Source organism: Syntrophothermus sp., assembly GCF_013314835.1.
Classification (GTDB): Bacteria; Bacillota; Syntrophomonadia; order Syntrophomonadales; family Syntrophothermaceae; genus Syntrophothermus; species Syntrophothermus lipocalidus.
On record NZ_JABUEX010000002.1, the window covers coordinates 113,863 to 127,740 of the forward strand.

A 13,878-nucleotide genomic window follows, 5' to 3' on the forward strand; every position below is an offset into this window, starting at 1 on the left:
GTGGTAATAGATTACATAAATGGGAAGACATCGGAGTTGAGATGACCTTGGTAGGGAGGGATGAATGATGCCGAAAAAAACGGTTATGGAAGCGGAAATGTCACGGGCCATGGCTCGTGCAGCGGAGTTAAAACAGGATGCCCTGGAGTATTTGAAGGTACGCGACCAGATTCCTTGCGGGATGTCGCCTGAGGTTCAAGCTTGGGTCCAAGTGCGGAAACGAAGAATACTCCAGGTTTTGGGTGGAACCGAGAAGGATTGGAATAACTGGAAGTGGCACATGCGTAACCGCATCAATGACGTAAGTGTTTTGACGAAGATACTGGATATCTCAACTTTTGAAAGCAGGGGTATTACCAAGGTTGGGAGGACGTACCGGTGGGCAGTATCTCCTTATTACCTTAGCTTGGTCGGAGATGACTACCTAAACAACCCTGTTTACCTGCAGGCGGTACCTGACCCCAGGGAGTTGTTGCCAAAGGGCGAATTGGATCCAATGGACGAAGCGGGAACTTCGCCTGCCCCGCGTATTACCCGGCGTTACCCGGACCGGCTAATAATCAACGTAACTAACCAGTGTGCCATGTTCTGCCGTCACTGCCAGAGAAGGAGGAATATAGGTGAAATCGATCAGCATGCTAGCAGGGAGGATGTTCGAGCTGCTCTGCACTATATCTCGGGCAACCCCGAGATCCGAGACGTGTTGATCACGGGGGGTGATGCACTGCTGTTGAGCGACAGGACATTGGACTGGATCCTTACGGAGTTGGACAGGATTCCCCACGTGGAGATTAAACGCATTGGAACCAGGATTCCGGTCACCTTACCGCAGAGGGTTACTCCTGAGCTCTGCGAAGTGATCAGCAAGCATCCTCCCATATATGTCAACACTCAGTTTAATCACCCGCTGGAAGTTACTCCTGAGGCTAAACAGGCTTGTGACATGCTCGTTCAAGCCGGGGCTGTTTTGGGCAACCAGGCAGTTCTACTGCGTGGAATCAACGATTGTCCTGTTGTCATGAAGAAGTTGAACCATGAGCTTTTGCGTATACGGGTACGTCCTTACTATATATTCCACCCTAAAGCGGTGCGCGGCACCAGTCACCGCTGGGTAAGCATCGAGAAAGGGCTGGAAATAATGGAAGCACTAAGGGGACATACTTCGGGATTGGCGGTGCCAACCTATATAATCAATGCTCCGGGCGGATTTGGCAAAATACCGCTTATGCCCCAGTATCTTTTGAAGTTGGAACCGGATAAAGCCGTAGTCCGGACCTGGGAGGGCAGGATAGTTGAAGTACAAAACTGCTGCTTCTAAGTAGGCTAATCAGAACAGGTTTTGGTTGAGGGACTTGTCTCAAAACTATATAATTAGACTGGCTATCTCATATTAAGTCAGTCTAAGGAGCAAACGCATGAATTCCCTGGATTTATTTCGGGACATAGAGCCACAATTAGAAAAGGTCGAACAGGAGCTGGTAAGGGCCATTACTACCGAAATATCCCTTCTTAAAGAGGCTTCCGTGCATTTGGTGAAGGCCGGTGGGAAACGTCTCCGACCGGCATTCGTGCTTCTTTCTGGAAGTTTTTACTCTTCCTCACTTGATGGATTGATTCCCTTAGCTGTTGCCCTCGAACTCGTGCATATGGCTACCTTGGTTCATGATGATGTGATCGATAATTCCTTCACGCGCCGCGGTCAGAAAACGGTAAAGGCGTGTTGGGGTAACCGCGTATCCCTGTATTCCGGCAACTACATCTTGGCAAAGTCGTTGAGCCTCATCGCGGCCTATGAAAGGCCGGATATAATAGATATCCTGGCGACGGTCAGCATGAAGGTCTGTGAAGGAGAAATCATCCAGATGCTCAGCTGTTTTGACGTGGGACAGGGCTACAAGGACTACCTGCGCAGGATCGAGCGCAAGACAGCGTTGTTGATGTCGTTGAGTTGCCAGACAGGCGCTCTGGTCGGTGGGGCTCCGGCGGACAAGGTTACCGTTTTGAGGAGGTTCGGTTACTACCTGGGAATGGCTTTTCAAATCACGGACGATGTCCTCGATTTTGTGGCCAGCGAAGAGGTACTGGGAAAGCCAGTGGGAAGCGATATCAGGCAAGGGATAATCACTCTTCCGGCTTTGTACGCCTTGCGCGAAGGGAAAGATAGTCAGCTCTTGGCCTCGATTTTGTCTTCACCGGAAAGGTGTAAGAATGAGGCCGAGGATGCCATCGATATGGTATTGTCAAGCGGCGGAATTGATTACGCTTTAAAGGTAGCCTGTTCATACGCGGAGAAAGCCCGTTCTCTTTTGAAATCTCTTCCCGATGTACCGGCGAGAAATGTCTTAGACCGGATAGCGGAATTCGTTGTTACTCGTGATTTTTAGAAGGAGGCTTACTGGTGTTCAAGAAGCTTACTCCAGATGAAAAGGTAACATTAATGCGCCACTTGGAAGACCTGCGCAGGGCCCTGCTGGTATCGATCATAGCCATAGTTATCGCCGCGTTTGCGTCCTTTTACTACAGCGATCAAATACTGGCCATAATCCAGAAACCTTTGAAAGATGTGGGCATGGGGCTGAGTTTGGTGTACATCGGCGTAACAGAAGGATTTTTTGTCAAGATGAAATTATCGCTTCTTGCCGGGCTGGTCATCGCATTCCCGGTTGTAGCGTGGGAGCTCTGGAGCTTCATTGCTCCTGCCCTTTACCCCCAAGAGAAACGATACGTCTATACCCTGTTTCCAATTATTCTGGTGTTGTTTGTAGCCGGTGTTTTATTTGCTTATTTTACCCTACTAAAGATGGTTTTGGCTTTTATGGTCTATATCTCCGGTGACCTCAAGCCGATGATTACAGTGGACAAGTATCTTTCTTTTGTTCTTACGCTAACTATTCCGTTTGGACTGGTCTTTGAACTGCCGGTTATCGTGTTCTTCTTGACCAGAATAGGGATCCTCCAAGCCAGTACGTTAGCACGTAATCGGAAATATGCCCTTCTCGCTATTTTCATCGTCGCCGCTGTTTTGACTCCGGGTCCTGACCCGGTTTCTCAGACCATGATGGCAGTGCCTGTCTATCTGTTGTACGAGATAAGCATATGGGTTGCTAAACTGGCGCGGCCCAAAAACAAAGGAGCAGTTGTCGAAACTAGTTGAGATCAGCGTTTAGATTTGGGGAGCCAGCTGTTACGTTGAGACAAAAAATCTAATTAATTCTTGTCTCCGAAAGAAGGAATTATTGTCGTAACGTAGAATAAGTGAGAAGATGTGCGTTCCCTTGAATCCCTAAGGTCGGTGTGTGGTGTATAACGAGTTCTCAGGTAAAAAGCCTCTTGTCAGGGGGGGTGAGGAAAGGACGGGAGGGGCTTTACCATATAGTGCCGCAGTGATCAAAGCTTATAAAACACCGTAAACACCGAGGTAACGGCCCCAACAAGCATCAAGCTACTGACAGTTGGGGGCTACTCACAACTGAAGAAAGGAGAGACTAAGGCGTGAAGGTTACGCGGAGACAGTTCCTGAAGATAACCGGAGCAACTGCAGCGACCTTCGCCGTTGTAGACCTGGGGTTTAACCTGAAGGTAGTGGCAGCCGAAGTCAAGGAGTTCCGCATCAAGGATGTGACTCCCATGCCGACGGTCTGCCCGTACTGCGCTTCTGGTTGCGGACTTCTGGTCTACTCGGAAAGGGATGCTTCAGGTAATTACGTCAAACTCCTAAGCGTTGAAGGAGACCCAGATAACCCCATTAACCGGGGAGGGGCCTGCGCCAAGGGAGCTGCTCTTTTCAACCTGCGGGAGATCTATGATGAAGCTACGGGGAAACAGGTGCCTAATCCCAAGAGGGCAACTAAACCTTTGTACAGGGCTTCCAAGAGCGACAAGTGGGAAGAAAAGGATTGGGATTGGATACTAGACGAGATAGCTAAGAGGGTTAAAAAGACCCGGGACGAGAGCTTTATTTATAAGGAAAAACTGGAAGACGGTACCGAGATAATCGTTAGCCGCACGGAAAAAATCGGGTCGATGGGAGGTTCAGGCCTGGACAACGAAGAGTGCTACCTGTTGAGCAAGCTGATGCGGGCACTCGGAGTCGTTTATCTTGAAACCCAGGCCCGTATCTGACACTCGTCCACGGTGGCAGGTTTGTCACCATCATTCGGACGTGGTGTTATGACCAATCATGTAGTAGATATTAAGAACTCCGACTGTGTGCTTATCATCGGTGGTAACACGGCGGAAAACCACCCGATAGCCATGAAATGGGCTTTGAAGGCTCGTGAGGAAAGAGGGGCCAAGATCATCCATGTCGACCCGAGGTTTACCCGCACTTCGGCTGTAGCCGACATCTATGCACCTCTGCGTTCGGGAACAGATATAGCTTTTATCGGTGGGATGATCAAGTACGCGCTGGACAACGAGCTGTATAGCAAAGAGTACGTGTTAAACTACACCAATGCGTCTTTTATAGTAGCCGACACTTACAACTTTGATCCGGAGACAGGATTGTTTTCCGGCTACACGTTCGACGAGCAAAAGAAGATCGGGCAGTACGACCAGAAAATGTGGGATTACAAGCGAGACGAAAAAGGTATGCCCCTGAAGGATCCCACTCTGACCGATCCGCGCTGTGTGTTCCAGCTTTTGAAACAGCACTACAGCCGGTATGATATCGACACCGTGTGCAGGATCACCGGTACTCCCAAGGACAAGTATCTAGAGGTTCTCAAGACGTACTGCGCCACTGGTGCTGTCGACAAAGTAGGCACCATCCTGTATGCGATGGGAACCACCCAGCATTCGGTGGGCAGCCAGAACTGTCGTATTTATGCTATCCTGCAGTTACTCCTGGGCAACGTAGGCCGGCCGGGCGGCGGGGTCAACGCGATGCGCGGGGAAAACAACGTGCAGGGTGCTACCGACATGGCCTTGTTGAACCACTACATCCCTGGATATGTAACCTGTCCGACCAACACCGCCGATCACAAAGATCTTCTGGCCTTCTTAAAGAAAGAAACCCCGGGGGCGGCCAAAGTCGCGGCTACTAACCTGGACGAGTTCAGGGCTGCAGTAGCGGCAGGGATACCGAACTCCGGTTTCCGCATCAACACCTCCAAGTGGGTAGTGAGTATGCTGAAAGCCTGGTGGGGCGATGCTGCTACTCCAGATAACGACTTCGCTTATCATTATCTGCCCAAGCGCGATGCCAAGAAGAACTACTCCCATATGGGGATGTTCGAGGCCATGTACAACGGCGAACTGGATGGACTGTTCATCAACGGTGGTAACCCGATCGTAGGCGGGCCTAATGCCAACAAAGAACAGATTGCACTTACCAAACTGAAGTGGCTGGTTGTACTGGATCTTTGGTTGCATGAAACGGCAGAGTTTTGGTCCTACACGGCATGGGAGAGGCCGGTAGAAAACGATAAGGTTCCTAAGCTGAAGCCTTCTGATATTGAGACCGAGGTCTTCTTCTTACCTGCAGCCGGTGTTTACGAGAAGGAAGGAACTGCTTCCAATACTGGACGGTGGATGCAGTACCGCTGGAAGGCAGCTGACCCGCTGGGCGAGTCTAAGCCTGACCTGTGGATAATCAACGAGCTGGCCAAGAGAATTAAGAAACTTTACGAAGGCAGTACCAAGCCTCAGGACGAGCCTATCACCAAGCTCGTATGGGGTCCGTACGGTGAAGGCGAAGAGCCCGAGCCCATCAAGGTTGGTTTGGAGCTAAACGGCTATACTGTGGCCGATGGTAAACCGGTAGAGAACTTCACCAAGCTGGCTGATGATGGCAGCACGGCTTGCGGATGTTGGGTCTATTCTGGCTGCATGACAACTAAAGAAGACGGTTCCTTGGATTACAAGCCGATGTGGAGGAACAACACCGACAACTCCAAGACCGGTCTAGGTCTGTTCTCCAAATGGTCTTGGTCTTGGCCGCTGAACCGGCGCATAGTTTACAACCGTTGTTCAATTCGGCCTGATGGAACCCCATGGCCGGGCGATGAGGCAAGAGCCTTGTTCAAATGGGACCCGAACGCGCCTGGAGATCCCAAGAAGCCTGGCACCATGGGAATGTGGGTAGGAGATGACGTGCCCGACTTCAACAAGTATCTTGCTCCTACAACCGAGCCGTGTGCTGCTATTCCGTATCTGATGCGGCCGGAGGGCGTTGCTTGTCTGTTTGCTCCGACGACGAGCATGAAGGACGGCCCGTTCCCCGAGCACTACGAGCCGTGGGAAAGCCCGGTAACGAAGAACCTTTTGAACGGCAGCCAGTTCAACCCCGTGGCCAAGGCCTGGGATCCCGACAAGCGAGGTGTAGCGGACAAGTTCCCGATCATAGGTACAACTTATCGCGTCACCGAGCACTGGCAGACCGGAGCCCTTACCCGTAACCTGCCGTGGCTGGCAGAACTTATGCCCAATATGTTCGTAGAGATCAGCGAAGAACTGGCAAGGCTGAAGGGAATCAAGAACGGGGATAAGGTCATCGTCTCTACTACCAGAGGCGACATCAAGGCCGTGGCATTCGTCACCAAACGGTTAAAACCGTTTATTATCGACGGCAAAGAGGTTCACCAGATCGGTATGACCTGGCACTACGGCTTTAAGGGTTATGCCAAAGGGGACCCGGCCAACCGTCTCACGCCGCATGTGGGCGACCCGAACTCGATGATTCCCGAGTATAAAGCCTGGCTATGCGATGTAAGGAGGGCGTAAGGATGGCGAAGCTGATAAAAGTCATAGACGTTACCAAATGTACCGCCTGCCGGGGCTGCCAGGTTGCATGCAAGAACTGGAACCAGAATCCAGCAGTCATCGAACCCACGAACAGTTACCAGAGCCACAAGGACACCAACGCCGAAACCTACACTCTGGTAAAGTTCACCGAATACGTGGATCCGGCGAAAGGTATCCAGTGGCTGTTCAGGAAACACCAGTGCATGCACTGCGACGAGCCGGCGTGTATGGAAGTCTGCCCGCGGCAAGCTTATTCCAAGAACGAATGGGGAGCCACGGTTCACGATCCCAGCCGCTGTATCGGTTGCCAGTACTGCCACTACGCGTGCCCGTGGAACGTTCCCAAATACCTGAAGCGGGAGGACATCGTTACCAAGTGTACCCTGTGCGCCAACCGGGTTCAGGCCGGGTTGGAATCAGGGAAGTTCAAGGCATATCCATTGAGCGACTGGCCCGAGCAGGGACAGGCAGCCGAACTGGGGACTTATGTACCGGCATGTGTCAAGACCTGCCCTTCGGGAGCCCTGCGGTTTGGGGAAGAGTCCGAGCTGTTAAGCTACGCTCACGAGAGGGTAAAGTACCTGCGGGAGAACGGGTATCCTGAGGCTACCCTTTACGGAGCCGGGTACGCTAACGTGGTGTACGTTCTAGGTTACAAGCCGGAGGTTTATGGATTACCGGCAGAACCGAAGACACCTGGTCAGATTGGTTTCTGGCAGAAGATAGTACAGCCTTATATAGGCTGGTTGATACCGCTGGCCTTAGGGGCCTCGGTGGTCAGCTTCTTCACCACCCGGTTCATAGCGGCCAATGAGGGCAAAGCCGAAGAAGGGGGGCATGAGTGATGCAGTGGTTGGTACCGTACAAAGAAGACGTACCTCGGGTAGAACGTTTTAACCTGACTGCCCGTATAACCCACTGGGGCCATACGGTAACCTACCTTCTGTGCCTGTTTACCGGTCTCATCCTCTTCGTGGATGGGGCGGACTGGCTGGCTGCTATATTTGGCGGTTACCGGGGAGCTGGGTTGGTGCACCGTATCGCGGCTGTGGGTATGACCATATTCGTGATTTACGGTGCGGTGTTCGGCATCAGGGGCTTAGGGAAATGGATTATGGACCTGTTCCGGTTCGGGGTAAATGATATAATCTTCTTGGTCCTCTTCCCGTTAGAGTTCTTCGGGTTCAAGGTAAAGATGCCGCCCCAGACCAGGTTCAACGGTGGTGAGAAGGGTAACTCGATAATCACCCCTACGTGTGTTCTACTCTTAATGCTGAGCGGGTATATCATGTGGTTCCCGCAGATATTCCCGGCCTGGCTGGTGAGCATATGCTACCCGGTTCACGACCTGGCCATGATATTCTCGGCCTTCATGGTGTGCATGCACGCTTACCTCGGTTCCTTCCACCCGGGTTCGGGCGAGTCTTTCTGGGGCATGTGGAAAGGAACCGTCAGAGCCGACTGGGCGGAACATCATCATAAGATCTGGTATGACGAAACCTACGGGGAAAAAGCTAAAGCTAATTAAATTATCACTACCAGCCTTGATAAAGAAGAATGGGGGGGAAGCCCCCCTTCTTCCTTTACAAAGCGGGGCCTTTCTGGGATAATATCATCAAGTTCAGTACCGCTAGGGGAGTGTGAGTATGGATAAGTCGGTTCCGGTAACCTTACCGGAAGGGTTCGTAGAGTTTTACGAGGATGTGGAAAGCTGGCAGAACGAGTTATTTTTTCGTCTTAAGAAAAAGACAGACTCGAAAAAAGTCGATGCAATACCTTTACTGAAACGTGAGGACCGCCCACTTTTAGAATTTCTGGATTTTGAAGTCGATCTTACAGACTACCGCGAGGCATTTCTGAGTTTTGCTCAGTTGCTTAAGGATAAGAGAGAAAAGGCATCACTTTTTGTGGACCGAATTATGGATATCAAAGACGAACTGGATTATGGCGAACTGTTGATGCGGGCACTAGAAAACGATAAGAAGTACTTTTCCGGGCTGGAGAACGAAACAGGGGTTCCAGCAAGTATCATGACCATGATTAGCCAGCATGCAGTACGCCCATTCTTGCGGGTATTTGCTCTTCCCTACGAGCAATCGATACGCGAAGACGAATCGCTGGGGTGGGGCAAAGGGGTGTGCCCTGTGTGCGGAGCTATGCCGAGCATATCGCGGGTTCGGGCTACTGATGGCAGGCGTTTCCTCTTCTGTGAAGAATGTTTTACGGAGTGGGAACACCGCTACCTGGCTTGCGTCTACTGTGGAAACTCGGAACCTTCTACCATCAAGTATTTTGTGGTAGATGGTGACGACGCCAATCAGGTCTTTGTTTGCGAGAAGTGTAAAGGCTATCTGAAGAATTATGATGAACGGAGGGGCAAAGCCCGCACCGATTTGTTTATTACCAACATTAAGACCATTTATTTGGACTTGCTGGCAGAGCAGAGAGGGTATGGACGCCGGGAAACCGACTTTAATTAAAATTAGCTGAAGCGGGGATATCGGCAAGTGATTTGGAGGAGGTCAATTTGATGTTTGGGCTTATCGGCAACATTGGTCCATGGGAATTGCTACTAGTTCTGGTCATAGTCCTAATAATTGTCGGACCAGGGAAACTCCCACAGGTCGGACAAGCAGTGGGCAAGGCCCTTGGAAATTTCCGGAAGGCAAAAGATCAAGAGTTTGAAGAGCAACTTCAAGATAAAAGCGAGAAATAGGATTCGGGGTCTTGAGGAAGACCCTTTTCCGTGGTGAGGACGTGTACGGCACGAAACATTTGTTCCCAATCTTTCTAGATCTTCAAGGTCGCGAGTGTTTGGTCGTAGGCGGCGGGGACGTGGCTCTGCGTAAGGTTAAGAGCCTTCTGCAATGTGGAGCGAGGGTCAAGGTTGTGGCCCCGGAAATGGCATCGGGGGTTCAGACGCTGGCTGGTGAGCCCGGATTGACCATGATCTGGAAGGGGTTCGAGGAGACAGACCTCGACGGGGTTTTTATGGTGTTTTGTGCCACGGACCAAGACGAGGTAAACGCGTCCATTGCCCGCCTTTGCGAAAGGCGGGGGATACTCGTAAACGTTGTAGACAAACCAGAGGAATGTACCTTCATAGTGCCATCAGTGCTCAGGAGGGGACCCTTATCCATAGCCGTATCAACTGGGGGTAATAGCCCCTTGTGGGCAAGAAGGGTGCGGGAGCTACTGGAGTCGGTTATTACCGATGAATACGGTGAGTTTACGGAAATGTTAGGGGCTGCTCGTGACCTCGTTAAAAAAACGTATCCCGATGATATTGCCCGGCGCCAGCAGGTTTTTCAGAGTCTTGTTGATTCGGATATATTTCAATTACTCCGGTCCGGTCAGAAAGAGAAAGCAAAGGAGCGGATGGAACAGTGTATATTCTCCTTACCGGGCTAAACCACCGGACTGCTCCGGTCGAGGTCAGGGAAAGGTTGGCATTTGCCCAACCGGTTCCGAGGGAAGTTTACGAAAGCCTTGCAAGGAACGAAGAACTGCACGGGATGGTGGTCCTTTCCACCTGCAACCGTACCGAGGTTTATGCGACGGTCAAAGACATAGGCGAAGGAGCTCAAGTACTGGAGAGGTTTTTGGCCGAGAGGGCGAAAATGACGGTTGAAGAACTTCGGCCCTATCTTTATCAACCCAACTGTTATGATGCAATCGGGCACTTGTTTCGGGTAGCTGCTGGGCTTGACTCTATGGTGATCGGAGAGACTCAAATACTGGGCCAGGTGAAAGATGCTTATGTGCGAGCCGTGGAAGTCGGGGCCTCAGATGGGATTTTGAACACGCTTTTCCAAAAAGCGCTGCACGCGGGTAAGAAGGTGCGGACGGTTACGGGGCTTGATCGACATGCGGTTTCAGTCAGCTATGCTGCGGTTGAACTTGCCAAGAACATCTTCGGCACACTGGCGGGCAAGACTGTTCTCGTGATCGGGGCCGGGGAGATGAGCGAATTGACGGCAAGGTATCTGGTAGATAACGGTGTGTCTACGGTAATTGTTTCCAATCGGTCTTACGATCGGGCTGTTTGCTTGGCCGAGAAGATGCAAGGAAAAGCAGTGCATTTCGATGAGTTGCCCCAGTGGTTGGCACTGGCTGATATAGTTATAAGCTGCACTGCTGCCAACCACTATGTCATAAAGTACGAAGCTGTTGCCCCGGTTTTGCAGGAGAAGGTCGGGAAAAAGACGTTCATGATCGACATCGCGGTTCCGCGCGACATAGACCCGCGAGTTGGCACCATCGAGGGGGTGCACCTGTATGACATAGACGACCTGGAGAAAGTAGTCGACGCTAATCTTTTACAGCGTAAGAAAGCAGCCCGTGAGGCTGAACGGGTGCTGGAGCAAGAACTGAAAGAGTTCAACGACTGGCTTGACACGCTGTATGTGATTCCAGTGATCAAGGCTTTAAAGGAAAGAGGGGAAGCTATCAAAAGGGCTGAAGTGGCCAGGGCTTTGAACCGCTTGGGTAAGGTTAGCCCGCGCCAGGAGAAGGTTATAAACGCTTTGGCGAGTTCCATAGTTAATCAATTGCTGCATTTTCCCATAATCAACTTAAAGGAGGCCAGTCTTACCAATCAGGGGCATTTATATGCGGAGATAACTAAGAAACTATTCGAGCTTGAGCTTGAGGATGAAGGGAACAACGCTCATGGCAGTGAAGGTAAGAATAGGGACTAGAGGAAGCCGCCTGGCTTTGTGGCAGGCCAACTACGTGGTAAAGAGGCTTCGTGATTGTTTTCCAGGGCATGAGTTCGAGATCACTGTTATCAAGACCAAAGGCGACAAGATAACCGACGTGGCTCTTTCCAAAATCGGGGACAAGGGCCTTTTTACTAAAGAAATAGAAATGGCTTTATTGAGAGAGGAAATAGACATTGCTGTGCACAGTCTGAAAGACCTCCCAACCACATTGCCGGAAGGAATCAGGCTAGCGGCGGTTTTAGAGAGGGAAAATCCTCTGGATGTTTTACTTTCTTTCAAGGGGTATAGCATGTCTGGGTTACCGCGAGGGGCTCGCATCGGCACTTCCAGTTTAAGGAGAACAGCTCAGCTGAAACGGATGCGACCGGACATCGAAACGGTTAACCTGCGGGGTAACGTGGAAACCAGAATCAAAAAAATGGAGGGCGAGGGTTTAGACGGGATTGTCTTGGCTTATGCTGGGGTTAAGCGAATGGGCTTCTTGCACCTGGTAACGGAGATCTTGCCTTCGGACCAAGTGGTTCCAGCGGTCGGACAGGGAGTCATCGCCCTTGAGATAAAGGAGGATGGAAGGGTAGCGGAAGAACTGGTTAAGCCCTTAAATCATCAACCCACCTGGGCAGAAATAACTGCCGAAAGGGCATTCTTGAAAGCTATAGAAGGTGGTTGTCAGGTTCCTTGCGGTTGTCACGCGTCTTATCAAGAAGGATATTTGACGGTAGACGGCCTGGTAGCGTCGCTGGATGGTCAGGTCGTGTATCGTGACCGCGTAAGCGGCTCGGAGGCTTTCGCCCAGCAACTGGGAGAGGAATTGGCGAGGCGGATTCTAGCTATGGGCGGAGGTTCTTTACTGGAAACAGTGAGGTGTATGGGGGATTAGAGATTATGTCAACTGAAGGAATGGTATACTTAGTAGGCGCAGGGCCGGGTGACCCTGGGCTTTTTACTATAAGAGGAAAGCAGTGCCTGGAGCGAGCGGATGTCGTAATCTACGACCGACTGGTAAGCATGAGGATACTCGGGTATGCGCCTGCAAAGGCCGAGATGATATACGTGGGCAAGGCTTCCAGTGAGCACACGCTGACCCAGGATGAGATCAACCGTTTGCTGGTTGAAAAAGCTCAGCAGGGAAAGACGGTAGTCAGGTTGAAGGGGGGAGACCCGTTTGTTTTTGGACGCGGTGGTGAAGAGGCTTTATACTTGAGAAAGCACGGGGTTCCCTTCGAGATTGTGCCTGGGGTTACTTCAGCAGTGGCGGTTCCGGCTTATGCGGGTATCCCGGTTACTCACCGCGAGATGACATCGACATTAGCCATCGTAACCGGGCACGAACGGCCGGACAAAGATGCTACTTCTGTACAGTGGGACCGGATCGCGACCGGGATAGGTACCTTGGTCTTCCTTATGGGAGTAGAGAATCTGGCTCACATCGTCCGCAATTTGCTGGCATATGGTAGAGATAGTAGTACGCCTTGTGCCGCCATCCGGTGGGGGACGCTGCCGAAGCAGGAGGTCGTAACCGGAACATTGGCTGACATCGAAAAGAAGGTGCAAGAGGCGAACCTTCTACCCCCTGCTATCTTAGTGGTGGGGGAGGTGGTGCGGCTGAGACAGGAGCTCATGTGGTTTGAGAACAGGCCTCTCTTCGGGAAGCGCATTGTGGTTACCAGATCAAGGGAACAAGCCAGCCAGTTGTCGTCTATGATTGAAGCTTTAGGCGGGCATGTCGTTGAGATTCCGACCATCAAGATAACTCCCAGTGCAGACATGTCGCCTCTTTACCGCTGCTTCGATGTGATCAATACCTATCACTGGCTCATATTTACCAGTGTAAACAGCGTACAGATATTCTTTGATGAGATGCTGAAGTGCGGGAAAGATATTCGGGACTTAAAAGGCTTGCACATCGCGGCCATTGGTCCGGCTACAGCCCAAGCCCTGAAAGAAAAGGGTTTGGTGGTTGATGTTGTTCCAGAAGAGTTTCGAGCCGAAGGCATCGTCAGGGATATGAAGGGCCGGATCAGACCTGGTTCAAAGGTGTTATTACCTCGTGCGCGCGGGGCCAGAGATGTGCTTCCCGAGGTTCTGAGGGATTGGGGAGCAGAAGTTACGGAGGTGCATCTCTATCAAGCACTTACGGAAAAGGTCGCACCCGAGCACCTGGAAGCCTTACTTACGGGACACGTCGATGCGATAACTTTTACCAGTTCGTCTACGGTCAAGAATTTTGTTAAGATATTGGGCGACAAAAACATAGAAGAGGTAACCCAGACTGCCAGGGTCGTTTGTATCGGACCAGTAACCGCGGCTACCGCCCAGGAGATGGGGATGAGGGTAGATAAAGTAGCATCAGAATACACTATTCCAGGTCTGGTGCAGGCCTTGGTAGAGATGTTTCAAGAAAGTTAGG

General features: G+C 51.3%; 12 protein-coding genes. All 12 read left to right on the forward strand.

Translation table 11 applies throughout. The features are described from left to right. Positions 1 to 64: 64 nt before the first annotated feature. The 12 genes from eam to cobA all read left to right on the forward strand — a co-directional run bounded on the left by eam (position 65) and on the right by cobA (position 13,877). On the forward strand, positions 65 to 1,318 hold the full coding sequence (eam, locus tag HPY90_RS01790) for a glutamate 2,3-aminomutase (protein WP_013175602.1): 1,254 nt from the start codon (positions 65 to 67) through the stop codon (positions 1,316 to 1,318). Positions 1,319 to 1,415: 97 nt separating this feature from the next. Next, positions 1,416 to 2,384 (forward strand): polyprenyl synthetase family protein, encoded by a 969-nt coding sequence (locus tag HPY90_RS01795; RefSeq protein ID WP_287190437.1) that lies wholly within the window; start codon positions 1,416 to 1,418, stop codon positions 2,382 to 2,384. A gap of 14 nt (positions 2,385 to 2,398) precedes the next feature. Next, positions 2,399 to 3,154: a twin-arginine translocase subunit TatC gene (gene tatC, locus HPY90_RS01800; protein ID WP_013175600.1), complete on the forward strand. Its 756-nt coding sequence runs from the start codon at positions 2,399 to 2,401 to the stop codon at positions 3,152 to 3,154. A 338-nt stretch (positions 3,155 to 3,492) separates the two neighbouring features. Beyond that, positions 3,493 to 6,723, forward strand: a complete 3,231-nt coding sequence (gene fdnG / locus HPY90_RS01805) for a formate dehydrogenase-N subunit alpha (protein ID WP_287190439.1) — start codon at positions 3,493 to 3,495, stop codon at positions 6,721 to 6,723. Positions 6,724 to 6,725: 2 nt separating this feature from the next. Continuing rightward, on the forward strand, positions 6,726 to 7,589 hold the full coding sequence (locus HPY90_RS01810; RefSeq protein WP_013175598.1) for a 4Fe-4S dicluster domain-containing protein: 864 nt from the start codon (positions 6,726 to 6,728) through the stop codon (positions 7,587 to 7,589). Beyond that, a complete protein-coding gene (locus tag HPY90_RS01815; RefSeq protein WP_013175597.1) occupies positions 7,589 to 8,272 on the forward strand; it encodes a formate dehydrogenase subunit gamma in 684 nt (227 codons plus the stop codon). The genes HPY90_RS01810 and HPY90_RS01815 overlap by 1 nt, the downstream gene beginning before the upstream one ends. A gap of 118 nt (positions 8,273 to 8,390) precedes the next feature. Continuing rightward, complete coding sequence (locus HPY90_RS01820) at positions 8,391 to 9,224, forward strand: formate dehydrogenase accessory protein FdhE (RefSeq protein WP_287190442.1); 834 nt, start codon at positions 8,391 to 8,393, stop codon at positions 9,222 to 9,224. A gap of 50 nt (positions 9,225 to 9,274) precedes the next feature. Further along, complete coding sequence (tatA, locus tag HPY90_RS01825) at positions 9,275 to 9,460, forward strand: twin-arginine translocase TatA/TatE family subunit (protein ID WP_013175595.1); 186 nt, start codon at positions 9,275 to 9,277, stop codon at positions 9,458 to 9,460. An 11-nt stretch (positions 9,461 to 9,471) separates the two neighbouring features. After that, the gene (locus tag HPY90_RS01830) at positions 9,472 to 10,155 is read left to right on the forward strand and encodes a precorrin-2 dehydrogenase/sirohydrochlorin ferrochelatase family protein (RefSeq protein WP_287190447.1); all 684 of its coding nucleotides are present in this window, start codon (positions 9,472 to 9,474) and stop codon (positions 10,153 to 10,155) included. Then, entirely contained in the window at positions 10,131 to 11,444 is a 1,314-nt protein-coding gene (gene hemA / locus HPY90_RS01835; protein ID WP_013175593.1) for a glutamyl-tRNA reductase, read from the forward strand. The genes HPY90_RS01830 and hemA overlap by 25 nt, the downstream gene beginning before the upstream one ends. Further along, positions 11,416 to 12,348 carry a hydroxymethylbilane synthase gene (hemC, locus tag HPY90_RS01840; RefSeq protein ID WP_273698433.1) on the forward strand — a complete coding sequence of 311 codons (933 nt, stop codon included), beginning with the start codon at positions 11,416 to 11,418 and terminating at the stop codon, positions 12,346 to 12,348. Before hemA ends, hemC begins: the two co-directional genes overlap by 29 nt. Before the next feature lie 5 nt (positions 12,349 to 12,353). Beyond that, positions 12,354 to 13,877, forward strand: a complete 1,524-nt coding sequence (gene cobA, locus HPY90_RS01845; protein WP_287190453.1) for a uroporphyrinogen-III C-methyltransferase — start codon at positions 12,354 to 12,356, stop codon at positions 13,875 to 13,877. Position 13,878: the final 1 nt, after the last annotated feature.

Excerpts from the sequence above, each read along its gene's own strand:
- tatA (WP_013175595.1), top strand. The coding sequence starts at position 9,275 with ATGTTTGGGCTTATCGGCAACATTGGTCCATGGGAATTGCTACTAGTT.
- hemC (WP_273698433.1), top strand. The coding sequence starts at position 11,416 with ATGGCAGTGAAGGTAAGAATAGGGACTAGAGGAAGCCGCCTGGCTTTG.
- eam (WP_013175602.1), top strand. The coding sequence starts at position 65 with ATGATGCCGAAAAAAACGGTTATGGAAGCGGAAATGTCACGGGCCATG.
- HPY90_RS01815 (WP_013175597.1), top strand. The coding sequence starts at position 7,589 with ATGCAGTGGTTGGTACCGTACAAAGAAGACGTACCTCGGGTAGAACGT.
- HPY90_RS01795 (WP_287190437.1), top strand. The coding sequence starts at position 1,416 with ATGAATTCCCTGGATTTATTTCGGGACATAGAGCCACAATTAGAAAAG.
- HPY90_RS01810 (WP_013175598.1), top strand. The coding sequence starts at position 6,726 with ATGGCGAAGCTGATAAAAGTCATAGACGTTACCAAATGTACCGCCTGC.
- cobA (WP_287190453.1), top strand. The coding sequence starts at position 12,354 with ATGTCAACTGAAGGAATGGTATACTTAGTAGGCGCAGGGCCGGGTGAC.
- HPY90_RS01820 (WP_287190442.1), top strand. The coding sequence starts at position 8,391 with ATGGATAAGTCGGTTCCGGTAACCTTACCGGAAGGGTTCGTAGAGTTT.